This window comes from Lentzea sp. NPDC051208 (assembly GCF_040682435.1).
In the GTDB taxonomy this organism is placed as follows: Bacteria; Actinomycetota; Actinomycetes; order Mycobacteriales; family Pseudonocardiaceae; genus Lentzea; species Lentzea kristufekii.
On record NZ_JBFBAW010000004.1, the window covers coordinates 341,181 to 364,272 of the forward strand.

Below are 23,092 nucleotides of genomic sequence, written 5' to 3' on the forward strand. Positions count from 1 at the left end.
CCGTGTGGTGTCGTTTGGCATCTTGAAGTGAAGGGAATGCTTACGAATGCGCAAGTCCACGGGAAGTCTTCTGGCCTTGCTGGCGACGGTGGGTCTGTTCGTCGCGCCGGCCGCGGCCGCGCCGGTCCCAGCGAAGCCGTTCCCCGCTGTACTGGATCTTCCGAACGGGTTTTCGCCCGAAGGTATCGCCATTGAGGGCAGGACCGCCTACACCGGTTCGCTGGCCAACGGTGCGATTCAGCGGATCGACCTGCGGACCGGCGTGGCCACGCAGTTCGCCCCGTCGCCTGGCCCCGGCAAGATCTCGGTCGGGATGGACATCGACCGGTTCGGTCGCCTCTGGGTGGCAGGCGGCGGTGACGGCGGACCGCTTGCCGGCATCCTCGGCGGCTTCCGCGTGTACGACACGAAGTCCGGAGCGAAACTGGCAGACGTCCCGGTTCCCGAGGCGAAGTTCGTCAACGACGTCACGGTGACCCGCGACGCGGCCTGGTTCACCGACAGCGCCGATCCGGCCGCTCTCGTGCGGGTCCCGATCGGGGTCAACGGCAAGATTGGTGCCCCCCGGAAGATCATGCTGGGTGGGGAATGGGTGCCCGGCGGTGCGATCAACGCCAACGGCATCACGGCAACGCCTGACGGCGAGAACCTGATCGTTGGTCAGACTGCCGCGGCGGATGGTGGTGCGGCCCTGTATATCGTGCCCGCCACCACCGGCGAGGTGGTCCAGGCCAGGAAGATCACGCTGCGGGGTCAGCTGGAGTCAGCTGACGGCTTGGTCCTCATCGCGCGGACACTGTACGTCATCACGCACCACGGGGTGATCGAGGTCAGGCTTGACCGTCAACTGACCACTGGAAACATCATCGGCATCAGCGAGGTGCCGGGAGCGGCGTTCGCCAGCACTGGGGCAGTGTTCGGAAACCGCCTCTACGTGGTCGACGCCAACCTTGGCGAGAACCTCTCCAACATCGGCAACCCGGATGCCGCCTTCAAGATCGTGGCGATCCCCGTTCCGTAGGCACATTCCAACCGGAGTGATGTCGTATCAGTCGAGGTTCACCTGTTCGGAACGTGAAGCGCAGGTCGGTGTCCGCACCGACTTGGGCTCTTCCTGTGCGGGATCGCGCCCGGCCCTCGAGGCTGATGTCCTCGACCACTCCCTCGGCCACCAGGAAACCGGTCGGCTAGGCCGGGTCAGGCCGAGAAGGCAGAGCGTGCTCGGTCGGCGTCGACTCTGCGATCTGGCAGAGCCGGCTCCCGTCGCCGATCCGCCCCGCCGCGCCTGGGCCCTTACTCCACAGAGGTCCGCGGCGAGAATTGCGGCGCCAGTCACGAGATATTTTTGCTGCTGAGTCATGTTCTGTTGGCAGCCGCGCTGGAAGCTGGTGTGATATCTGTTGTGGTTGCGTAGGAATATTGCCGAAAAGATCTTCCCGGCTTCGCTGAAGGATGCAACACAATGAGAAATGCGACATTTGGGCTTTGATGGAGAAATGATGACATTCAAGGATTTTCCTGCTGATCCGGCCGACCCCTATTGGGAGGTGGACCGTGCTATTATCGTCCCGGCTGACGAGGGAAAAACGGTCGTAATCAACGGTGATGTGTTCACCGTGAAGCTCCGATCCGCAGTGACGACCGGTTCGCTCGGTTTCATCGAGGCGGACGTCCCGCCGGGCATCGGCGCGTCACCGCACGCGCACCTCGCCGAGGACGAAGCGTTCTACCTCGTGTCCGGAGAGATGGACATCATCAACGGCAACACCACCCAACGCTGCGGCGCCGGCGACTTCATCTTCATCCCCCGGGGCACTCGGCACGGCTACCGCAACGTCGGCGAGGACACCGCGAAGTTGCTCGTCTTCTTCACGCCTGGTGGCGCGGAGGAACTGTGGCTGGAGGTCGGCGAGGAAGCTACAAAGGACAACATCGGTGTGCCGTGGTCCGACCGGCAGTTCGAAGCAATCGCCGAACCCTTGAAGCGCTATCACATGCCTCAGCTCCCAGGCGGAGCTGAGAGGAAGAGGTAGCGTCGGAGTGGATGGTCGTACCAGCCCTCGATCTATTGGATGATTGCCCGGCGCCTTGGTTCTCGTGAGTCGAGGCTGCCGGTCGAGTAGTTCGGTTTTGATGGTGGCGAAGAAGACTCAGTGACCGCGTTGTGCCGGCATCGGCCCTTACGGCCGACGGACAGCCGCACGCTGGCGTCGGCAGCCGCGCGCGTACCGACCAAAGGTGCATTGACAGCCCCTGTCGGAGTGGAAGATCACGCCGGGAGCGGGCCGGCGCTGGACGACGGCGTGTGCAGGGCCTGTTCGACCAGGTCGGTGCGCGCGGGTGGTCGGCGGTGGCCCATCACTCGTCGGAGCCGAGGTCGCTCACGGTCGCGAGGTGGAGCCAGCCTTCCCGGAGGTTGATGGTGTCCCCCGCGCCATCGAATGTTCATTTCCCGTGCGCTGCAAGAGAATCCCACTCGAGCAGGTCGGCGGGTGTGGTCGCGGCCGGGTTCGGGATCGTGGTGGTGCGCCAGCGTTTCGGCGCCCGTCCGGCTAGGCCTGCTGCCCTTGGCCGGCGAACTCGGCGTGGATCCGCGGTGGGCTGGTTGCAGCACACGGGCCGGGAGACCTGGAGCAGTTCGCACGCACGCTTGACGTGGCCGCTAGCGTCGGCGATCTCGGCCTCGATCTGGGCGCGCAGTGGCAAGGCAGAGTCGGCTGTAAGCGCATCCGCGGGGCGCTGCATGTCAGACCCGCGATCCAGGGCGACGGTCCTATAGGACTGACGTATCGAGGATCAAACCTGGACGGAGAACGACGCAGGCGTGCGATTCGCACAACGGAATTCCCTCGACAACCATGCTGTCCGACATCGGTATGGCTTAGATCCGCGTGCCTTGGGATCGGGAGCGCGCTTGAAGCCCAAGATCGTCGCGGGCATGGCAGGTCGAGCCTGCGACAGGGCTGGGCATGCGAACCGGTCAGATCCGCATGCCTCGCCTGTCACTTTGAGCTCTGCCGCGTCAGATCCACGGCGGCGGTTCGGCTGCGAACACTCGGGCCTCCTTGTCTCAGCTGGTCCTGCGGTAGTACCTAAGATCATTGATCCTGTGTAGGCAACCGTGGTGGCGAAAAGTGTTGTAGAAGATGGCCGTCCGCGCCCTTTGATCGATCGTGAGGTGGATTTGCGGGAGCTGCCCTGTAGATACGGGGCATGTCACTGTGGGTGTGATCGCCCAAGCGGGTGAGGTCGGAAGGTGTTGGGTGGCAGCGGTGGAAGGCGCGAATGAAGCCACGTTTCGTGAGGTACTGGCCGTCGGCGAGTTTCGCGCGATGTGGCTGGCTGAGATGCTGTCCTTCGCGGGCGACCAATTCGCGCGGGTGGCGCTGGTCGTCCTGGTTTTCGATCACACCAATTCTGCCGCGATCGCTGGTTTGACCTACGCTCTGACATTAGTTCCCAGTGTAATTGGCGCGCTGACCTTGTCTCAGTTGGCCGATCGGCGCTCACGTCGTCAAGTCATCGTCTTCGTGGATGCCCTTCGTGCTCTCGTGGTCGCGGTCATGGTGATTCCCGGTATCGGCCTGTCCTGGTTGTGCGTACTGGTGTCGGCGTTGTCTTTCGTTGGCGGCCCCTACGGCGCCGCGCAGCTTGCGTTGTTGCGGGATCTCCTTGGCGCGGAGCGGTATCCAGTGGGCATGACCCTGCGTCAGATCACCGCGCAGGCGGCGCAAATCGCAGGATTCGCGGCAGGAGGGTTCCTCTCCGCTGCGCTGAGCCCTCAAATCTGCTTGGCGGTCAACGCGCTCACGTTCGCCGTGTCTGCGCTGGTGATGAGATTGTGCATCCGCTCGCGACCAGTCTCGGAGTCGCTGTCGTCAACTGGTAGCCCCGTCACGACCGGTGTCAGGTTGGTGTGGCAGGATCCTCGTCGTCGCGCGATATTCGCCATGACTTTTCTGGGCTTGTTCTACGTGGTTCCCGAAGGAATCGCGGTCTCGTATGTGAACGAAATGGGTTACCGGCCTGAGTTCGTTGGAATTGTTCTGGCCAGTTGCGGTGTCGGTGCGGTGATCCTGCTTCCGCTTTTTGCGTGGTTCGTGGCGCCGGATCGTCAGCGAGTCGCACTTCCGATTCTTTGCTTGACGACGGGTTTGCCGCTGGTTTTGGTGCCGTTTTGTCGTGAACTTTATAGTGCAATGGCGTTGTTCGCTGTCAGTGGTGCTCTCTGGGCTGCGTCGGTGGTGATGTCGGCTTCATTCCTGGCAAAGCTGTTGCCCGATGACCATCGGTCCAGGGGGATGGGGATTGCCTCCTCCATGAACGTCACTGCCCAGGGCCTGGGGATCGGCTTGGCAGGTATCGGCGCCGAAGCCGTGACGGCTAGTTGGGCGATCGCGATCGCCGGGGCGATTTCGGTCCCCGCTGCGTTGTGGTCCAGTATCTTGTGGTTGAAGTCGACCAGTTCGCATCTACTTGCGGAGATTGAAGGTTGTCCCGTAACGCTGTCCCGGTGAGATCGATGATCTTGAAGTGGAGCGGGTGATCAGTGCGGACCGGCCGGAGTGGGCCGGTGAGATCCGGTACCGGGGCAGCGGCTCAACGGTCTCGACCCGCGCTCTCGACCGTCCGCAGGGTGCGGCTGGTATCCCCAGGTCGCGCTGTTGTCCGGATGATCTCGAAATCCGCGGCGAACCGCCGCTGCTGCCGGTACTCGCGTGTAGAAGATCGACACGGCGGAGGTCCTCGACTCGAGGAGTCGGTTCGGTGCGAGTTCGGCGCCGAACCTGTGGTGCTGCGGACGCCCGTTGAGATCCAGGCCGCACGCCGACCTGAGGTGCCGCTCCTCCGACGCTACTGTCCCGATTCGCTCACGCTGTGGCTCGTCGAAGACCGCGTCGTCTACCGGTCCGCGAAGCCGCCTGCCAGCCCGACGACATCTCGTGCAGACGGGCGGCGTCCTGCTTCGGGGACGCGCCGAACAGCCACCGGTACTCGCGGATGATCTGCGCCGGGCTGACGTGCCCGGCGCTCCGCCCGACCTCGGTGACGTTGCTCGCGCGGGTCGCCAGCATCAGGCGGGCGTCGCACAGCCTGAGCTGCCTTTTGGAACTGGATCGGACGGACCCGTGACCAGCTGGAACTCGCGCTGGAAGGACGAGACGCTCAGCCCTGCGAGTTCGGCGAAGGTCCGCGATCCGGAACGGCACGGCGTAGTTGCCACGAATTCACCGCGCCGCACGGATGACCAAGCGGACCTCGTCGATGGACGTCGTCCCGCTGGGGATCGCATGCCTGGCCACCAGGTCGCACAACGCGCCCAGGCGCTCGTCTCGCGTGAGCTGTCGCACGACTGGTTCGCCCCCTGTTCTTTGCGGACCGTACCGGTGCCGGCCGGCATGTCGAGCAGAACGGGGTGTGTCCGCAAGGAGCACACCCCGTTCGTCGACTCAGTTCAGTACGTGGGCTGGAGCTCCACCCCAGCACGAACGCCGTGCCGCAGGTGGCGACAACAACGGCGACACCCAGGTGAGAAAGCTGTTGCGCTCGTCGACTGGTCCGGGTTTTTCGGCACGGGCGGCGGTCCAGGCCCGTTTCAGCGGACGTCGAGTGCGATGAACTGTGTGATCTGAGTGGAGGAGAAGTTGTTGTCGGATACCAGCCACAGCGTGCCGTCGGGTCCCCATGCCATCCCCTCCACGTTGTCCACGTTGGAGAGCGGGAAGTCGTCCAGGTCGGCGAGCAGGCGCTTGCGCAGCGACGACCCGTCCGGTCGTGCCTCGAACAACCGCACCTTGTTCCCCACGCCCTGGGCGAAGGACCGTTCGAGCACCAGGTAGACGCCGCCGCGCTTCTCCAGGATCGCGACGACGCCGGTGTCGGCGCCCGGTGCGAAGAGTGGCTCCTGCTGGTAACGGTACTGAGCGAGGACGTGGCCGTGTCGTGACTGGACGACCACCCTGGAGACGGCGCCGTGTCGCTCGTCCGCCGGCGGCCCGTCCTGGAGCAGCGGACCTTCGACCGCTGACACCACGCGGGTGCCGCCCGCGGCGAAGGTGAGTCCTTCCAGTGACGCGTTGCCACGCGGGCCGGACTCGGGCCGCATCTTCAGGTCGTCCGGTGTCGGCAACGTGCGCCGGAACGAGCCGTCGCGCTTGGTGAACTGGACGAACGGGTCCGACAGGACGTCAGCGGTCCGGTTGCCCTCCTGGCTCCAGACGATGTCACCGGTCCACCGGTCGACACGCACGTCCTCAGGGTCGACGACTCCTGGGGCGTAGGGACCGCCTTCGGCGTTCAGGGGCCGGACGCCGGTGAACTCCACGCCCTTGCGCGACAGGTCGGCCTCGAAGAACCTGGGCGACACCCGGTCGTCGCTGATGATGATCCACTTCCTGGTTCGGTGGTCGTAGTCGAGGCCGGACAGGCCACCGACAGCGCTGCCACCGACTTGAAGGCCCATGGGCAGCACGTGTTCACCGAGGAAGCGCACCGGTTCCTCGGCCGCGGCCGGCGCCGGGGCCGAGGTGAGGAGTGCGGAGACGAGCAGGACGCTTTTGAGCATGGCCTGGATTTCACCATGGGACAGAACGGGGAAGTGGCGCAGCGGACTGCCTGGGTACGATATTCGTCCCCGTGCGGCTTCAACGGTCCTCAGCCCGAAAGAGACGGATCGGTCCACCATCTCACCTCGGAGGGGCTGTTCGCGAAGCGGTCCGCGATCCAGGCCAGTGCGTCGGCCAGCGACGGGATGAGCACCCCGCTGTGGTCCAGCCCGGCGTAGGTCGGGTACGTCACCGAACCGCCGTTGCTGCTCAACCGGTCCGCGAGGCGAGCGGTTTCCTGTTCGATGACGAGGACGTCGGTGGTTTCCCGCTGAGGAGGATCGGCCCTGCCACCGGACCGGTTTCCGGCGCGTCGTCCAGAAGCAGGTGTGCGATCGCCGGCTCTCCGGCCGAACGAGCCGCTCACTGGTCAGATCGCTGTACACCGCACCGGTCACATTCAGGCACCCGGTGTCCAGGTGCTCAAGCGGGCCAGCGCGGCCGGCGTCAGGACGTCGACCTCATCACGCGTTCCCTTGACCATCATGGGCACCAATCCCGCGCCCTGCGGCAACGACGCCAGCCTCACGCCCGAGCCGGCCAAGTTTGACGCCGTTGCCACGACGACCGCTCCGAGATAGTCCGTCCCGACGCCGCCGTGCTTCCGCCGCGCCCCGAGCCGGGGCATCGCCTGCCGTGCGGCGGGCAACGCGTAGTAGGTGTCGTTGGCTTCCGCGCTCTTCGACAGGGTTCAACGGCAACGCGTTCTTCTTCTGCGCCGCCCAGGCTTGCTCGACCTGGCACTGTTGATCGGACTCATCCGCACCGGCGGAACCGGCCGCCCCGCAGAGCAGCGTTGCCACGGCCGCGAAGCAAGCCCTCGTATCCCCCGGCCATCATATGCCTCCCGCTCGAGACCTTCAGCTCACGATCGTCGCGATGCTCTCGGCGACCGCGGTCGCCGGTGGCATAGCCGCGATCTGCCGGGCCACTCCGGCCGCGGCATCGCGATGGCCAGGTTCGGCCAGGATGGTGGTGATCGCCCGCCGGATCCTGTCCGGCGTTGCCTGGTCCGGCAGTAGCCGCAGCGCCGCTCCTGTGGTCACTGCCCGATCTGCTACCGAGAACTGGTCCGCGCCCTGCGGCAGCAGGACCAAAGGGATGCCGGCGGACAACGCCGCGTACGTGGTGCCGGCCCCGGCGTGGCTGACGACGAGGTCCACTCCGGACAGCAGCTCCGCGATCGGTGTGAACGGCTCGAAGGTGACCTGGGTTCGGTCGACGTCGAAGTCCTCCGCGGTGGCCGCGAGCCCGACGGTCACGTGCAGGTCGACGTCGAGCGTCGTGATCTCCTTGATCAGCGGTGAGAGTACGTTCGTGGCCGCGTACAGCGTGCCGAAGGTCAGCAGCACCCGTGGGCGTTCCGGGATGCCCCGGCTGGCCGTGGCGCGTGCCGTCGCGGGCTTTCCGGGCGCGCGATGCGCCCCGGGTCGCATCGGCAACCACATCTCCGGCTCCCGCCAGTCGTCGAACTGCAGCGCCGGCGGGCAGATGTCGGCGACGAAGGCCGGCGCACGCTGAGGCAGTCCGCGTTGCCGGTGCTGGGATGCGGTCCTGGCTCGATGCGCTTCACGGCGTGCGGGCTCGAACTGCTGGCCCAGGGTGACGTTGCCGTACGGCACGCCCAGCGTGACCGCGACCATAGGACCGACGTGGTCACACGTGTCACCGATGACCAGGTCCGGGCGCCATTGCCGGGCGGCGGCTAGCGTGACGTCGAAGTCCAGGTCGACCCGGACCCCGGCGAACAGCTCCGCCTCCGTGGCGGGCGGCATCTCGCCGGGCACGGGGGAGAGATCGACTCTGGCCGCCAGCTCCGCTCCCAGGTCGGGCACCTCGCTGCCGGCGGTGAGCACCTCGACATCCTCATCGGCGATGATCTGACCGAAGGACGGCGGTCCGGCGTACGCGACCGCATCGCCGCGGCCGCGGAAGGCGCGGGCCAGCGGCAGGGTCGGGTAAAGATGCCCGACAGCGGGCACGACCGTGAACAGAACACGCATTTATGAGCTCCGAATGTCGTCGGACTGCACTTCGATTGCCCGCTCAAGTCAGGAACTCTACGTGTCTAATTGATGTCACAAGATGTCTGCGAGGGCCGGCAAACGTTCCCCCTCATGCCTTTCGAGGCGGTCGGGAATGCAGTATGACGCGGATACCGGTCGAGATCCCATTGACGATGGCGGAGCGGTCGTGAGGCGATTGTGCTCAGGTCGATAGCCTGGGTGTATAGCACATCTCGCGCAGATCGGAGCAAGGTGAACCGGACTTCTCCGGCCTGACCTTCAGCGTTCTGACCATACTGCGCGCCTGGAGGAGCGAGGTCGAACTCGATTCCTCAGCAACAGCTTGCTCTGGCGATTTTATTGCTGGCGGACGGGCGGATGGTGCCCGTCGCCGACATGTTCGCGGCGACTGTATCTCACATCGTCTTCCGGCTGGACATGCTGAGCGACGCCCAGGAACGCCTCGGCGAGTACGACGAGTCGGTCGCTGCACACGAACGGGAGATCGCGGTCCTTCGCAGCAGAAGGTCTTCGGCGGCGTCCACGACACCTTCCTCGGCGAGATGATCAACCTGGCGATGTTCATGCTCGCCCGGTTCCTCTTCCCTGCATGGTGGCACGATCGCGCGGCTTCGGTTCAGCGGGAAGCCTTCTCGCGGCTGCGCTCCTTCCTCGCGGCGCCGAAGTCCGGGAGCGACTTCTGGCCGCTGGAAGGCGGTCGGCTGGACCAGCTCCTGCATCGACGTCCTGCCGGGGGACCGCAGACAGGACGCGGAGTGGTTCGTGGAGAGCGTCAGGGTCTTTGGCATCGCCACCACGGCATTAGTGGAGGAGGCCGGAGTCGTGACCGACATGGTCAACGTGTCCGACGAAAATCGGGCCGTGTTCCCGGGGTTCACCTCGTGACGGTCCAGGGGCCGCAGGCGCCCAGGGTCGCAAACTGAGCCTCTTCGTGCATGCTGGGGCTGCTCGCGTGGGAGCGCACTGGACGGAAGACCCATAGTGGTGTTCGACGGTCGTCAGGACGTTGTGATGGGGTGCCGTGATCGCGAGCTGTATCGGCCAGTGGGTTCCACGGCATCTCGAACGATCATCTCAGTCGAGAAGGTGCAATGCAGATCCGGCGCCGCCTTGCCGCGGAAGAGTCGATCGTGCTCGAGACCAGGGAACAACCCGGTGACGAGTGGGAGATCAGTGATGCGACAACGGTGTTCGGCCACCGGTCCGCGTTCACGCCGTCCTGGGAGGTGGAGCGGGCGCTCGCCCTCGGTGTGGTCGAAGGCGACTTCGTCCTGCCGTTCCAGCCGTTGTCGTTCCGGGACTTCATGCTCTACGAGCAGCACAACATCGGTGCGGCCCGTGGCTACGTCAGTCGCTACAGGCGTGGAGTGGCGAAACTGGCGCGGGTGTACGAGACGGTCACCCGCTTGGTCTTCCCGGCGTTCCGGCCCAAGCCTCTGTGGTACAGGCAACCGATCTACTACATGAGCAACGCCACCACCATCGTGCCGAGCCGCACGCCGGTGCGGACGCCTGACTACACGAAGGCGTTGGACTACGAGCTGGAACTGGCGTTCGTGCTGGGCAGCCCGTTGCTCAACGCGTCTCCCGCCGAGGCGGAGCGGGCCATCGCCGCGTTCGTCGTGTTGTGCGACTTCAGCGCCAGGGACGTGCAGATCCCGGAGATGGACAGCGGTTTCGGCCCGCAGAAGGCGAAGCACTTCCTGACGTCATTGTCCAGCACGGCCGTGAGTGCCTCGGAAATCCTTCCACACTGGACGGACTTACGGTCCGAGGTGACGATCAATGGGAAGTCCGTCGCGAAGCCGGACGCCTCCGGTCCGCGCTGGTCCCTTGGCGAGATGCTCGCTCACGCGTCCGCGAGCGAACAATTGCTGCCGGGAGAGCTCTTCGCCACGGGCACCTTCGTCGGAGGCTCCGGCATGGAGATCGGGCGCTGGCTGAAACCCGGTGACTTCCTGCGCCTCGACATCGACGGCGTGGGTACGATCGAGCACCGGATCGTCTGACATGGCTTCGAGTCCGCAGGAAATGTGACACGACACTCGAAGAGTGTGTCCCCAAGGGTGCTCAACGATGCCTGACCGAGCACCGATCACGTCAGCGCGTCGAACTCGTCCGAGCGTCATTAAGCTCCAACGGGTGAAGCCTGAACTGGTCGAGATCGTGCCTGGAGTCCACGCCTACGTCCAGCCCGACGGGTCGTGGATGATCAACAACACCGGCGTGGTCCAGGGATCCGACGACTCCCTGCTCCTCGTTGACACCACCTCCACCGAGGCGCGGAACCGGGCGCTGCTTGCCTCAGTCGCCACCGTTTCGGCTTTGGAACCGAGGTATGTCGTGAACACTCATCACCACGGCGACCACACCTACGGCAACTGGCTCCTGCCAGAATCGACCACGGTGATCGGGCACGCGGCCTGCCGCGAGGAGGTCTTGAACGCGGGCCTGATCGCATCCCACGTGTTCCCGGGACCGGACTACGGGCATCTGGAAGTACGGCCACCATCGCTCACCTTCACCAGGTCCCTGACCGTCCACCTCGGAACCCGCACGGTCGAGCTCCATCACCCCGGGGCGGGACACACTCGCGGCGACACGGTCGTCTGGCTGCCGGAGGAGAAGGTTTTGTACGCGGGCGATCTGGTCTTCGCCGGTGGGCAGCCGTTCCTCGCAGAGGGCAGCGTCTCAGGCTACTCGAGGTCGTTGGCGTTCGTTCGCTCACTCGGTGCATCGGTTCTCGTGCCCGGCCACGGACCATTGCTGCGCGGTGACGAGATCAACGGTGTGCTCGACGACCTCGACGAGTACACGACCTACGTCCTCGAGCTCGCGGAGGCCGGGCACAAGGCCGGCAAGGCGCCTCTTGAGGTGGTCGAACAGGCAGGGGTGTCCCGTTTCTCGGCGTGGCGGGAGTCCGAGCGCCTCGTGGGCAACCTGCACCGTGCCTACCACGAACTGGACGGCAAGCCGCTCGCGGAACGCTTGGACGTGGCCGGCGTGTGGAAGGACATGATGGAGCTGCACGGCGGCCCCATCCGATGCCATGCGTGACACCACGTGAGGGCCGGGACCGCGCGGATGGGCTCGCCAGGGCCGCACCGCGCGCCTCCAGGTGCCTTCCCGGCAGGATGCCCCGCGCGTCCGGCGCCGGTTGTTCTTGGCTCACCCGTTGAGACGTGGAGGTGGGTTCCGATCGACATGTCGCTGGAAGAGCTTTTGCAGGCGGTGCACAGTGAGCTGCTTCGCCGCGGGAATGACGAAGGCGCCGGTGCCGCGGCGGAGCTGATCGCGGCCAGCGTAGCGCTCGACGAGCTGGATGCCGCGGTGGAACGGCGGGACGACGACGCGGCCACCTTCCAAGCGGAGCTGCTCGAACGGCTCCTCGCCGGCATCGGGACGTACGATTTTCCGGTCAGCGAGCGAAAACGGCAACGGTGACGTGCCCGCTCCGGGGCCGTCGACGATGCACCAGAAGTCGATGAATACGTTGATTTCCTGGCGTACTCGGCGTCGGTGATGAGCAGCCAGCCTTCACCGTCCCGCGCATCAGGCGCCAGTTGCCGGGGGAGGGATCGTCCGCGGCGAGGGGCAGTGCGGTGAGCGGCTTCCACGCGCTCCAGCGCGGGCAACGCACCCGCCGCGCTCGCCTGGGCAGCCGCCGACCTGAGGTGGCCGGCGGCGTCGGAAGTGCGGCCGAGCACGGACTCGGCGGCGGTGACGCGCGGCCGAGCTCCATCAGACCGATGAACTGCCAGAACAAACCCTTACCCGCCACCGCACCGGAAGTCGCCAGCTCGGCGATGCGCTGACCGGCGTCGATGCGGTCCTGCGCCGCGAACGGGTCCCGGAGTGCGTGCAGCCTGGCCTCGGGGACGTCCCGGTCGCGCCCACCCGGTCCGCCACGACGGACAGCAGTTCTACACCGCCCGCGCGGTCGACGTCGTCGACGACGATCAGCAGTGGGTCCTTCGACACCACCGGCCGCGCCACGTCGCCGAGCTCCAGGGGCGTGGCCGAGCGCAGGGGAGGGGCCAGGAGCTCGTCCGGCGCCGTGGTCCCTGGCCAGCTGCACCCACATGAGCGGTCAGTTCGCCCGCGCAGCACAGAAAGCCCTTGTGACAGGAGCCCGACCGCCGCGTCGGCCACGGACGTCCTGCCCGCACCGTGCGGACCGGTGAGCACGGTGACATCCCGTGTCCTGCGATCGCCCGATTCAACGCGTGCGTCAACATGCGCAGTTCACATCCACGGTCGACCAGCATGGTCCGAAGTTACCTTGTGGCCAAGGGGACGGCCGGAGGTGTTCCGGCTCACCTGTAGTTGTGCGCTGCGGTGCGCGGATCAGGGCACCGAAGGGACCGAAGCCCGCATTCGGTTCGACACGGCCGATCCGCCGGGAGGCTCGCCCAGGGAGACGCGGTCTTCGGTTTCCGGCGCTGCCCATCGCCGGACGACCGGAGGCCAGCAGCCAAGGTGACGCCCGTTCAGTCCTCAATAGATTGAACGGATTTCAGGATTTCCCGTTCAGGCGTCGGCCGATCGTCGCGTTCTCAACTCATGTTCGAACCGAAGTGGCGTCCTGCCCGTGTGGTGGTCGATCGCACAAGGCGATCGAGGAGGACGAGATGTCCGGGCAGTCGCCGATGATCGGTCACTTGTAGACGGCGGCCGTTTCTCCGTAACCGAGGGTGAGTGCTGAATACGGTGAAGCGGCGGTACGGCATCCCTGGCGCAGAGAGGTACAAGCCTCGGAGCGCAGGTGCTCGTACGGTCCGTACTTCGTCGGGTGCAGACCGTGCTCGACCACGTATCCCCGCCTCCAGCCGCAGGCCGGTGGTCACCAGAAAGCTTCGAGACGATGTGAGGTTGATCAGGATGTGCGTGGCGGCTTCCAGGCAGTCCCCTCCGGCGGGTGGCGATGTGATCCACCGGGGACAGAAGGTCGTGGTTCGAGCGGGATGAGCGATCTGCTCGACCGGGCGTGATATCCAATATATTATTTTCTTTCCACGTGGCTCATGAGCCCGCTGAACTCGATGAATGGTTGCTCCATGACTACAGACGTGTGTCCACTCGACCCGGCTGGCCCTCTCTCCCAGATGGACATCGCGCGCTTGCGGTCCTCCGGTCCCGCCGCGCGCGTCGAACTGCCCGGCGGTGTGATCGCCTGGTCGGTGACCAGGTACGACGTGCTGAAGCAGCTGACCGAGGACGACCGGCTGTCGCGCGACGCGCGGCAGCACTGGCCCGGGCTGGCGGCCGTGCCTGAGGGCTGGCCGCTCGCTCCGTTCCTCATCGCGCCGACCGTCCTCAACGCGTACGGTGCCGATCACCGCCGCCTCCGCGACGTCATGGAGGCCGCGTTCGCTCCGGAGCGCCTGGAGGAGCTCGGCGCGAACCTGGCCAAGAGGCTGCCCGAGCTGCTGGCGGAGCTGGATGAGCGCGGAACCGGCCGGGTCGTCGACCTCCGGGCGGACTTCGCCCAGGTGATCGCCGCCGAAACGCTGTGCGACCTGTTCGGCGTGCCGCAGGCGAAGTGGGCGGATGCGCGGAAGGCGATGCTGGACCTCCTCAGCCCTTCCGATGACGCCGAGGTGGCGGCCGGTCAGCTCGACAGTGCGATGAGATTCCTCGCCTGGCTGGTCGAAAGCAAGCGGAACGCACCCACGGCGGACATGGCGAGCACCTTGGCGCACGAGCCCGCGATGACCGACGAGGAACGGGTGCTCGCGCTGGCCGTCACCATCGCAGGAGGGCTTCCGGCCACCACCGACCTGATCGCCAACGCGATCGTCGACCTGCTCGGCCACCCGGACCAGCTCGCCGCCGCCCTCAGTGGAGAGGTGACCTGGACGGAGGTCGTCGAGGAGACGCTGCGGTTCGACGCGCCGGTGCAGCACATGCCGCTGAGGTACGCCGTCGAGGACATCGATCTCGGCGAGGGTGTCGTGATCCGCCGCGGAGACCCGGTCCTCATGGGATTCGGGGCCGGAGGGCGGGACCCTCGGCTGCACGGTGACACCACGCTGAGGTTCGATGTCCACCGCCTGGACAAGGCGCACGTGGCGCTGGGGCACGGGGTGCACCACTGCATCGGCGCGTCGCTCGGCCGGTTGGAGGCCTCACTGGCCCTGGCGGCGCTGTTCGAGCACTTCCCCCGGCTCCGGCTGGCGGAAGACCTCGACGCTCTCGAGCCGCTTCCGACGTTCATCTTCAACGGCAGGACGCGCGTGCCTGTCCGCCTGTGAGCGCGGGCGGAGCCCTCGATGGGAGGAGGTCATGCAGGACCGCCGGTGCCTGGAATACCTCGGACCGCGCCATCGGGGGAACAGGTCTCGCCGTGTCCTGCGCGGTTCTTCCGTGCACACAGTCTGCCGGATCCACTCGGGAGGCCTTCGCCCTCCGTCCGGAACAGCCACGCGCCCCGCGGGGTGAAGTGCAGGACGACGCGGTCCGCGATGTCTCCGTGCCACCGGTCGGGTGGCATGAGTGACTCCGGGCGCTGCCTGGTCGGAAGGGCAAGGCCCTAACCCGCGGTTGCGGGAACGTCGCCTGGGACCGTGCTTGCCCGCAACCGTCTGATCTGCGGAGTGTCGGCTGTCCGGCGACTGTCCATGACCGGGGCTCGCCGCGGTCATCCGCCCGCGCGGCGCGGCGGCGGGGGCTGTGGGGCGGGAGGCGCATGGATCGAGGGTGCGGCGTGTCCGCGAGCCGGGAGGCGCCGGCCTTCGGACGTGTAATTGAAACTTCAGCGGGTGCGGTACAGTCCTCCGCGAGACGGAGGATCCGGCGGCGGAGGACGACCATGCCTAAGACCCGATGGCTGGACGAGGAGGAACAGGCGACCTGGCGCAGTTTTCTCATCGCCAGCAAGCTCATGATGGACCGGGTCGAACGCGACCTCAAACGGCAGTCGGGGCTCTCGTTCGCCTACTACGACGTGCTGTCGAGGTTGTCCGAAGCTCCTGGGCGATCCATGCGCATGGCGGACCTGGCCGCGGCGTGCGTGTTCGACCGCAGCAGGCTGAGCCACACGATCGACCGCCTGGCACGCGACGGCTGGGTCCGCCGCGAGGAGGCGGGGGGCGACGGCAGGGGCCAGTGCGCCGTGCTCACCGCGGAGGGTGTCAAAGAAGTGAGACGTGCCGCGAAACAGCACGTCGAGCAGGTCCGCGAACTCGTCTTCGACCGTCTCAGTCACGAGCAGCAGCAGTCGCTGCGGGAGATCAGCACGGTGCTGGCGACCGGGATGGCCGATGACGCGATGCTCGTCAGGATGGGTTGGCCGGGCGAGTGACGTGACGGCCGCTGCCAGCATCGCTGTTCAGACGTGAGCCGGTCGAACAGCAACGGCCGCATGTACTCGACGTGAGCCGGTGCGGCCCGTTCGACGACGGCCATGCTCTCGTCTGTCAGTTCCGCAAGCCAGCCTCTGTGATCTGATTCGCATCGTGACCTGCGGACCCAGCCGCTGTGCGCGATGCGGTTGATTATGTGGCACAACGTGTTGCGGTCGAGGGACGGCGTCGTCGGTCAGGTCGGCCGCGCATGGACCGGCCGGGTGCCTCCGGCAGCCGGGCGAGCAGGCCGTAGTCGGCGAACGAGAGATCAGCACTCCGTTTCAGGCCGCGCTCGAGGTGGGGCTGGAGCGACAGGTAACTGAGCACGAAACCGCGCAACGTCCGCGACTCGTCCTCGCTCAACCACTTCGCCCTTGACACCGGTCACTTCCACGTTGTTGAAACTTCAGCTTGACGCTGATACGGTGCATTAGCTGAACTTTCAACTACTAGAGGTGGTTGCCGGTGTCTGTCACGGTCTGCCTCGCTGTCACTCACCTCTCCTCGGTCGACAGACCGCACCGCGAACATGAGCCGACAATGTTGGCTCTGCGCAAGACCTTTCACTCCTTCGGTGGCATCTTTGCCGGTGCCGGACCGGGTTCCGCCGCCGACGACAACCGCCACCAAGCCAACCGTGTCGTCGGTATCGCACGTGCCCTCAAGCAGGGCAACAGCCTCGGAGGCGACCGTCCACATCGACAGTCAGCTGACGGGCACAAGGATTTGTCAACATCACCTGGAGGTTCTACGTGAAGAAGCGAGTTCTTGCCGCGTTCGCCGCACTGGGTCTTGCGCTGGTCGCCGCGCCTGCCACCGCGCAGGCGTCGCCCTCGGGCTCGACGGCCTGTGAGTCCGGTGTGGCCTGCTTCTACGACTCCGTCTGGGCGAACACCGTGCCGAAGAAGTACAGCTACCCGAGCACCAGCTGCACGGCTCTGCCGTTCGTCGCCAAGGCGCTCATCAACGCCACCGAGCGTCGAATCGCCCTCTACAAGGACACGGCCTGTACGCAGCTCATCCTGGTCGAGCCCGCCAACAGCTTCCACAGCTACCCGAGCCATGAGGTGAGGATGTTCCGCGCTCTCTGACGATCGCCGGTGCACCTCTCGCGAGAACGGTGCGGTCGAGTTCGTGACGCGGGGTGGAGTTCGTTGTGTCGGCTCCATCCCGCGAGCCCTGCGCGCTGCAAGGGGAGGGGAACAGCGCGCAGGACATCTGGGCAGGTGGTAAAAATTGTCGAATGCGGGAAGTCGCGCACAAGTACCCGGCGAGGTGGTATCCGCAACGGGTCATGATCAATGCTCGACAGGGCATGTGCCATCTAAGAAACCATGTTCGTGCACTTGAAACTGCCCTATAGCGACGAATATGCGGCCCTTTGTGTCCTTAATGGACTCTGCTGATCACTAGCGCGCTTCACTGTGGAGGTCGTTTTCCGTGTGGGCTGGGAATCCAAGTGATCAAGAAAGTTAAGTTCGTGCTGTCCCGCGTGATCGAAGTAGCACTCATCGCCCTCGGCGTCATGGTCTTCCTCACGGCCGAGCAGGTCTGGACGGCGGCGTGGGACGTCTTCGCTCTCATCTACCTGGGCATCCGCGTTGCGCGTGTCCGCGCCAGCAGGCGGGGCAAGCAGTCCGACGACTGGTTGCACCTGGCGCTCGGCCCGCGTGTGGGGATGCTGTTCACCGTCTTCAGCGGCATCGTCGGCATCACCGCAGGTGTCTTCATCGTCATGGGGGTCGGTGACGCCGGAGAAGAGGCCGACCTGGTGAACAAGCTCATCTCGGTGCCGGCCGTGCTCCTGGCGTGGGCAATTCTGCACTTCGGCTACGCGGAGCGGTACGCCCAGGCCTACTCCGCGGCTCTGCCGAACGAGCTCATGGTCTTCCCCGGATCTTCGCAGCCCACCTACGCCGACTTCGCGTACTTCGCCTTCACGGTCGGCACGACGTTCGCCGTGTCGGACGTCGAGACGAACGGTCCGGCGATTCGGGTGCGAGTGCTGGCACACGGCGTGCTTTCGTTCATCTACAACACGATCACGCTCGGCATCGCGATCGGCGTGCTCACCGGCGACTAGTGTCCTGAGTCGTTAGTTCGTGTGCAGGCGTAGGGTTCGGCGGCATGCCGGACTCGAAGCTGCCCGTATTGGTGCTGTCTGACGACGAGTCGAGTGTGCTGCGCGGCTGGACGCGGCGCCGGAAGACCGCACAGGCGTTGGCGTTGCGGGCGCGGATCGTGTTGCGGTGCGCCGAAGGCGGCTCGAACAGTGAGATCGCCGCGGAGCTGGGGATCTCGCGGGCGACCGTGGCGAAATGGCGTTCCCGGTTCGTGGCCGACCGGCTCGACGGAGTGCTGGACGAGCCACGGCCGGGGCGTCCGCGCACGATCACCGACGACCAGGTCGAGGCGGTCATCACCAAGACCCTGGAGTCGGTCCCCGCCAACGCCACGCACTGGTCGACCCGGTCGATGGCCGCCGAGTCCGGGCTGACCCAGACCGCGGTGACGCGGATCTGGAACGCGTTCGGTCTGCAGCCGCATCGCCGTGAGGCGTGGAAGCTGTCCGAGGACCCGTTGTTCGTGGACAAGGTCCGCGACGTCGTCGGGCTCTACCTCGCACCGCCCGAGCGGGCGGTGGTGCTGTGCGTGGACGAGAAGTCCCAGATTCAGGCCCTCAACCGCACCGCCCCGGTGCTGCCGATGATGCCCGGAACACCGCAGCGCGCCACGCACGACTACACCCGGCACGGCACCTCCAGCCTGTACGCCGCGCTGGACATCACGACCGGCAAGGTCATCGGCCGGCTGCACGCACGCCACCGCGCGATCGAGTTCAAGAAGTTCCTGATCGCCATCGACACAGAGGTGCCCGCCGACCTGGCGGTGCATCCGGTGATGGACAACGTCTCGACCCACAAGACCCCGGCGATCAAACGCTGGCTGGCCGCTCACCCGCGGTTCACCGTGCACTTCACCCCGACCTCGAGTTCCTGGCTCAACCTCGTCGAACGCTGGTTCTCCGAGCTGACGACCAAGAAACTCAGGCGCGGAAGCCACACCAGCACCCGCGCCCTCAACCGCGACATCCGCGCATGGATCGAGACCTGGAACGACGAACCACGGCCCTACGTCTTGACCAAGACCGCCGACCAGATCCTCGACTCCATCGCACGCTACTGCACACGAATTAAGAACTCAGGACACTAGTAGTGCTTCGTCAGGTTTCGGCGTGTCGTGGAGACGCCGGCGCAGGTTGGGCGGTTTCACGTCCCAGGGACCCCCTGACGAGCTTGCTCATGCCCGGCAACGCCTTGGGGACTTCGCGGCGGAAGTGTCGCGCCCTCAGCTCGGTCTGATCAGCGAGCCAAGGGTGAGACGTATCTGCCTGGGCTGCTGGACGGGAAGCGGAAGTCGATCCGGCCGATGGCGCAGGTCAAGATGTCACCAATTCGTGCAGCAGACCCAGCTTTTTCCATCCTGTCCTGGCTGGCCCAGAGGCGTGGACGCACGCTCTACGCCGCCGTGGCGGTGAATTGGCTGTAGAAGATCGCGTCTTCTGACGCTTCCTCGGGCGGTCGTCTGTCCAGGGGTGGTCCGGGCAACGCCGACGTGCGCTTCTCCCAGGCGAACGGTCACACGCGGGATCGCTTCCACAACGCGTTGCGGCCGAGTCGGCTGTGACCAAATTGCCGGTGACCACCCGTGAGAGCGTTACCAGGAAGATCCAGCCCGCGCGCGGGAACACCTCCCGAAACCTGCGCCGCCCACACTGCTCACCAGCGAAAACAAGATGGAAAAGCCTCACTGCTAGAGCCTGACCTAGGTGGTCCCGTCACCTCCCGAGGGTGCCGGTGCAGCCCGAAGAGCAACCTGGTTCCTGTCCTGCAGGTCGAAGAGATAGCGAGACGTCCCCATCCGCGCCATCACGGAAGCCAGTTCATGCAGCGCACGAAGACTCGCCGTGAACCACTGGTGGTCCGCCCTGTGGTCGGCGAGGACGCTCTCGAGCCTGGCGAACGCCTGCCTGGCGGTAGTCGCATCGCGTTGCTGGAAGGCGACGGACATGTGGTGTTTCTGGAAGAGAGAGTGAAGTCCTTTGAGCGCCTCGAGTTGTACCGTCAGCGCCCGGTCGGTCTCCCCGGCCAGGTAGAGCGTGCGGGCCAGCAGAAAGCTCTCTGTGACAAACCGCTCCTCGAAGCTGTAGGGGAGTCGCACCCAGTCGGCGTCGGTGAGTCCCAGGATCAGTTTCAGCGCAGACTCGTGCAGGTCGGCCGCCTTGCGGTACTCACCAAGCCATTCGTACGCGTCGGTCAGGTGCTCGACCTTGCGCAACAGCTTGAGCGTCGCGCCGGAGTCGTAGTCCGCGGTCAAACTTCTGCGCAAGGTGTTCACCACGTCGCTGTAGCGCCCGGCCTTGACGTGAGAGAGGGCGGTGACCTCTCTCAACGCCTCCTCCTGGTGGTGGGAGGCGGTCTTGCGGAACAAGGCGCATGCCTGCGCGGCGTGGTCGAGACCGGCCTCGGCCTGGCCGATGTAGATCAGCCAGTTGGCGGCCTGCACGTGCGCGTAGCCCTCTGCCTGGCCGTCGCGGCTCGCCTTGAACGCCTCGATCGCGGCCTTCAGGTGCCGCGCGCCGGACTTCACGTCGCCGAGCATGGCGGCGGCCCTGGCGAGGCTCCTGTGGGCGTATCCGGCCGCCAGCTGGTCGCCGGCGTTCCTCGCCCAGGCCAGGCAGAGCTTGTTGATCGCCGCCATCTCGTCCCACAGGAACGCCAGATCGAGGTAGTAGCGCAGGTACCACGCCAGTTGCCAGGACAACGACTCGAGACCCCACCTGGTGGCGAAGTCGAACAACGAGAGCAACGTGCCGCGCTGGAACGTGAACATGTCGAAGGCCGACAGCAGGTCCTTGACGGATTGCGCCGTCACGCCGGGCGGGATCTGCGGGAGATCGGGCATGTCGTCGGTGGACAGCAGCTGCAACGACGCGCTCCGGGTGAGGATGAGGTAGTGGCTCAGCAGGCGGTGGCACGCCGCTCGCTGCTCCTCGACCCCGACGGTCTCCTCCAGGACCTCGGCCGCGTACTCCCGCAGGAGGTCGTGCCAGCTGAACTGCCCGGGCCCGTCCTCGTTGATCAGGCACAGCGCGCTCAGCTCTCGCAACACCGCCCTGGCACGGGACACCGACAACCCGGTCAGGCTCGCGACGACGGGCGTGGTGGTCTGGCTCAGCGGAAGCAGCGCGAGCAGCATGAACGTCCGCGCGGCCTCCGGGCTCAGGGCGCGGTAGGACCACGACAGCACCGTGCGGACGTCGCTGCGCGGATCGTCCGTGGACAGGAAGTCCAGGCCGGGCTCGACCTCACTGGTGAGCTGGTTCGCGATGTCCGACAGCCGCAGCTTCGGGTTGCTCGCGATGCGGGCGGTCGCGACTGCCAGGGCGAGCGGCAAGTGCGCGCACATCGTGGCGATCGTCCGCACAGCGGACAGTTCCCGCCGAACGCGCTGCTCGCCGAGCCGGTGCGTCATCAGCGCCACCGACTCCTCCATGTCGAGCAGACCCATCATGATCGAATGCGCTCCCGTTGACGCGACCAGCGAGGTCAGCTCCCTCCTGCTGGTGATCACCACCACGCAGCCGGGCGCCGCCGACAGCAGGGGGACCACCTGCTTGCTGTCCCTGGCGTTGTCCAGCACCACCAGAGCACGTCGTTCGGCCAGGACGCGGCGGTACAGCGCGATCAGGCCGTCCAGCCCGGAAGGCCTGTTCGCGGAGGGCAGGTCCAGAGCGTCCAGCAGCTCGTGGAGCACCTCGGCCGGGTCGCGCGCGGCGTCCTCGCTTTCGAACCCGCGCAGGTTCACGAAGAACTGACCGTCCGGAAAGGACGACGCGACGTGGCTGGCCCACTGGACCACGAACGTGGTCTTACCAACGCCCGCGGTACCGTGCACGATCACGGTCCTCGGTGCCGTCGTGTCGTCCAGGACGGCGTTCAGCTCCTCCAGCTCGGCTTCCCGGCCGGCGAACACCGGCAACGCCGCTGGCATCAGCGCCGAACGCGCTGTCGGCACACCGTGGTCGGGAGAAGCCGCGGTGGCGGACGACAGGGCAGGGTCCTCCCTCAGGACCCTGGCGTGCAACTCGCGTAGCGAGGGGCTCGGATCCACTCCGAGCTCTTTCCGCAGTGTCGTGCGCAGCTTCTCGTACACCGCGAGAGCCTCGGCGGGCCTTCCCTCGCGGCACAACGCGCGGATGAGCAGCTCGTGCACGCGCTCGCGGAGGGGTTCCGCCTCCGCCACGGCCGTCAGCTGGTCCAAAGCTCCGACCCGTGCGCCGAGATCGAGCTGGTACTCGGACAGCAGCTCGACGGTCCGCACGGCGAGCTGGCCGAGCCGGCGGCGTTCCGTGTCGGCCCAGTCGCCCGGGATCCCCCTCAGCGGCTCGTCCCTCAGCTCGGTCGTGGCGGCCTGCAGCAACGTCACCGCGCGGTGACGGTCGTGGGCGGTGGCCGTCGCCTCCGCGGCGCGGACCAGGCCCAGGAAGCGGCTGAGGTCCAGCTGGTCCTCCGCCAGGACGAGCTGGTACCCGTTGCCCTCCGACCGGAGAACGGCGCCATCCGGATCGGCGTCACCGTTCAGCAGCTTCCGCAACCGGTAGACGTAGGTGCGCACTGTTCCTCTCGCCGCTTGAGGAGCCTTCTCTCCCCACAGCGCTTGGATGATCTCTGGTGCCTGGACCACGCGGCCCTCAGCCAGGAGGAGGACAGCGAGGGTGAGCCGCTGCTGCGGTGACCCGAGATCCAGCTCGGCTTCGTCCCACCATGCTCGTACCGTGCCGAACACGGTGAACGCGAGACCTGGTCGGCGAGCAGCGATCTCTTCGTCAGAAGATCGAACGAGAGGCCACATGCGCGCAATGGTAGTGCGCGCCAACCTGTTGAGGCGACGCGACGAGCCGCGAGCCCACCGCGTTCGTGGACTGTCGGACTCGGCGAAGTCTTGAAGCTCGCCGGTGATGATGCGTTTTGAAGTGGTGCCTGGTGTGCGGGCGGGAAAAGCGGTGTAAATCTTGCTCTGCTGTGACGTGTTCTGTTTCTTGACGCGGGAG

The 23,092-nt window shown here is 66.1% G+C and carries 19 protein-coding genes; 12 read left to right on the forward strand and 7 right to left on the reverse strand.

Annotated features, from left to right (window positions below; all coding sequences use genetic code 11):
* The first annotated feature begins 46 nt into the window (after positions 1-46).
* The 3 genes from AB0M48_RS12010 to AB0M48_RS12020 all read left to right on the forward strand — a co-directional run bounded on the left by AB0M48_RS12010 (position 47) and on the right by AB0M48_RS12020 (position 4,517).
* On the forward strand, positions 47-1,021 hold the full coding sequence (locus AB0M48_RS12010) for a hypothetical protein (RefSeq protein ID WP_363839456.1): 975 nt from the start codon (positions 47-49) through the stop codon (positions 1,019-1,021).
* A gap of 448 nt (positions 1,022-1,469) precedes the next feature.
* Complete coding sequence (locus AB0M48_RS12015) at positions 1,470-2,033, forward strand: cupin domain-containing protein (RefSeq protein ID WP_363839459.1); 564 nt, start codon at positions 1,470-1,472, stop codon at positions 2,031-2,033.
* Between the two features lie 1,230 nt (positions 2,034-3,263).
* Positions 3,264-4,517, forward strand: a complete 1,254-nt coding sequence (locus tag AB0M48_RS12020) for an MFS transporter (protein WP_363839462.1) — start codon at positions 3,264-3,266, stop codon at positions 4,515-4,517.
* A 354-nt stretch (positions 4,518-4,871) separates the two neighbouring features.
* Here AB0M48_RS12020 and AB0M48_RS12025 read toward each other — a convergent pair whose 3' ends face one another.
* The 6 genes from AB0M48_RS12025 to AB0M48_RS12050 all read right to left on the reverse strand — a co-directional run bounded on the left by AB0M48_RS12025 (position 4,872) and on the right by AB0M48_RS12050 (position 8,608).
* Entirely contained in the window at positions 4,872-5,075 is a 204-nt protein-coding gene (locus AB0M48_RS12025; RefSeq protein WP_363839465.1) for a hypothetical protein, read from the reverse strand.
* 153 nt (positions 5,076-5,228) lie between these two features.
* The gene (locus AB0M48_RS12030) at positions 5,229-5,351 is read right to left on the reverse strand and encodes a hypothetical protein (protein ID WP_363839468.1); all 123 of its coding nucleotides are present in this window, start codon (positions 5,349-5,351) and stop codon (positions 5,229-5,231) included.
* 245 nt (positions 5,352-5,596) lie between these two features.
* Complete coding sequence (locus AB0M48_RS12035; protein ID WP_363839471.1) at positions 5,597-6,565, reverse strand: esterase-like activity of phytase family protein; 969 nt, start codon at positions 6,563-6,565, stop codon at positions 5,597-5,599.
* An 89-nt stretch (positions 6,566-6,654) separates the two neighbouring features.
* Complete coding sequence (locus AB0M48_RS12040) at positions 6,655-6,798, reverse strand: hypothetical protein (protein ID WP_363839474.1); 144 nt, start codon at positions 6,796-6,798, stop codon at positions 6,655-6,657.
* Between the two features lie 207 nt (positions 6,799-7,005).
* A complete protein-coding gene (locus AB0M48_RS12045) occupies positions 7,006-7,254 on the reverse strand; it encodes a hypothetical protein (protein WP_363839477.1) in 249 nt (82 codons plus the stop codon).
* A gap of 211 nt (positions 7,255-7,465) precedes the next feature.
* Entirely contained in the window at positions 7,466-8,608 is a 1,143-nt protein-coding gene (locus AB0M48_RS12050) for a glycosyltransferase (protein WP_363839480.1), read from the reverse strand.
* Between the two features lie 381 nt (positions 8,609-8,989).
* Here AB0M48_RS12050 and AB0M48_RS12055 point away from each other — a divergent pair, with 381 nt between their 5' ends.
* The 9 genes from AB0M48_RS12055 to AB0M48_RS12095 all read left to right on the forward strand — a co-directional run bounded on the left by AB0M48_RS12055 (position 8,990) and on the right by AB0M48_RS12095 (position 19,191).
* Positions 8,990-9,178 carry a hypothetical protein gene (locus tag AB0M48_RS12055; protein ID WP_363839484.1) on the forward strand — a complete coding sequence of 63 codons (189 nt, stop codon included), beginning with the start codon at positions 8,990-8,992 and terminating at the stop codon, positions 9,176-9,178.
* A gap of 545 nt (positions 9,179-9,723) precedes the next feature.
* Positions 9,724-10,641 (forward strand): fumarylacetoacetate hydrolase family protein, encoded by a 918-nt coding sequence (locus AB0M48_RS12060; protein ID WP_363839487.1) that lies wholly within the window; start codon positions 9,724-9,726, stop codon positions 10,639-10,641.
* 133 nt (positions 10,642-10,774) lie between these two features.
* Positions 10,775-11,689 carry an MBL fold metallo-hydrolase gene (locus tag AB0M48_RS12065; protein WP_363839490.1) on the forward strand — a complete coding sequence of 305 codons (915 nt, stop codon included), beginning with the start codon at positions 10,775-10,777 and terminating at the stop codon, positions 11,687-11,689.
* A gap of 147 nt (positions 11,690-11,836) precedes the next feature.
* Positions 11,837-12,076, forward strand: coding sequence for a hypothetical protein (locus AB0M48_RS12070; protein ID WP_363839493.1), 240 nt, complete (start codon positions 11,837-11,839; stop codon positions 12,074-12,076).
* Between the two features lie 1,661 nt (positions 12,077-13,737).
* Positions 13,738-14,886, forward strand: coding sequence for a cytochrome P450 (locus tag AB0M48_RS12075; protein ID WP_363839496.1), 1,149 nt, complete (start codon positions 13,738-13,740; stop codon positions 14,884-14,886).
* A gap of 557 nt (positions 14,887-15,443) precedes the next feature.
* A complete protein-coding gene (locus AB0M48_RS12080) occupies positions 15,444-15,935 on the forward strand; it encodes a MarR family transcriptional regulator (protein WP_363839499.1) in 492 nt (163 codons plus the stop codon).
* A 795-nt stretch (positions 15,936-16,730) separates the two neighbouring features.
* Complete coding sequence (locus tag AB0M48_RS12085; RefSeq protein WP_363839502.1) at positions 16,731-17,069, forward strand: hypothetical protein; 339 nt, start codon at positions 16,731-16,733, stop codon at positions 17,067-17,069.
* Positions 17,070-17,437: 368 nt separating this feature from the next.
* Entirely contained in the window at positions 17,438-18,061 is a 624-nt protein-coding gene (locus AB0M48_RS12090; RefSeq protein WP_363839505.1) for a DUF1345 domain-containing protein, read from the forward strand.
* Positions 18,062-18,105: 44 nt separating this feature from the next.
* Positions 18,106-19,191, forward strand: a complete 1,086-nt coding sequence (locus AB0M48_RS12095) for an IS630 family transposase (RefSeq protein ID WP_363839508.1) — start codon at positions 18,106-18,108, stop codon at positions 19,189-19,191.
* A 612-nt stretch (positions 19,192-19,803) separates the two neighbouring features.
* Here AB0M48_RS12095 and AB0M48_RS12100 read toward each other — a convergent pair.
* Positions 19,804-22,893: a BTAD domain-containing putative transcriptional regulator gene (locus AB0M48_RS12100; RefSeq protein WP_363839511.1), complete on the reverse strand. Its 3,090-nt coding sequence runs from the start codon at positions 22,891-22,893 to the stop codon at positions 19,804-19,806.
* Between the last annotated feature and the right edge of the window lie 199 nt (positions 22,894-23,092).

What these genes read in the sequence shown, in the direction of transcription:
- AB0M48_RS12015 (WP_363839459.1), top strand. Translation starts at nt 1,470, where the DNA reads ATGCGACATTTGGGCTTTGATGGAGAAATGATGACATTCAAGGATTTT.
- AB0M48_RS12055 (WP_363839484.1), top strand. Translation starts at nt 8,990, where the DNA reads ATGGTGCCCGTCGCCGACATGTTCGCGGCGACTGTATCTCACATCGTC.
- AB0M48_RS12060 (WP_363839487.1), top strand. Translation starts at nt 9,724, where the DNA reads ATGCAGATCCGGCGCCGCCTTGCCGCGGAAGAGTCGATCGTGCTCGAG.
- AB0M48_RS12010 (WP_363839456.1), top strand. Translation starts at nt 47, where the DNA reads ATGCGCAAGTCCACGGGAAGTCTTCTGGCCTTGCTGGCGACGGTGGGT.
- AB0M48_RS12075 (WP_363839496.1), top strand. Translation starts at nt 13,738, where the DNA reads ATGGACATCGCGCGCTTGCGGTCCTCCGGTCCCGCCGCGCGCGTCGAA.
- AB0M48_RS12050 (WP_363839480.1), bottom strand. Translation starts at nt 8,608, where the DNA reads ATGCGTGTTCTGTTCACGGTCGTGCCCGCTGTCGGGCATCTTTACCCG.
- AB0M48_RS12035 (WP_363839471.1), bottom strand. Translation starts at nt 6,565, where the DNA reads ATGCTCAAAAGCGTCCTGCTCGTCTCCGCACTCCTCACCTCGGCCCCG.
- AB0M48_RS12080 (WP_363839499.1), top strand. Translation starts at nt 15,444, where the DNA reads ATGCCTAAGACCCGATGGCTGGACGAGGAGGAACAGGCGACCTGGCGC.
- AB0M48_RS12100 (WP_363839511.1), bottom strand. Translation starts at nt 22,893, where the DNA reads ATGTGGCCTCTCGTTCGATCTTCTGACGAAGAGATCGCTGCTCGCCGA.
- AB0M48_RS12025 (WP_363839465.1), bottom strand. Translation starts at nt 5,075, where the DNA reads ATGCTGGCGACCCGCGCGAGCAACGTCACCGAGGTCGGGCGGAGCGCC.
- AB0M48_RS12095 (WP_363839508.1), top strand. Translation starts at nt 18,106, where the DNA reads ATGCCGGACTCGAAGCTGCCCGTATTGGTGCTGTCTGACGACGAGTCG.
- AB0M48_RS12070 (WP_363839493.1), top strand. Translation starts at nt 11,837, where the DNA reads ATGTCGCTGGAAGAGCTTTTGCAGGCGGTGCACAGTGAGCTGCTTCGC.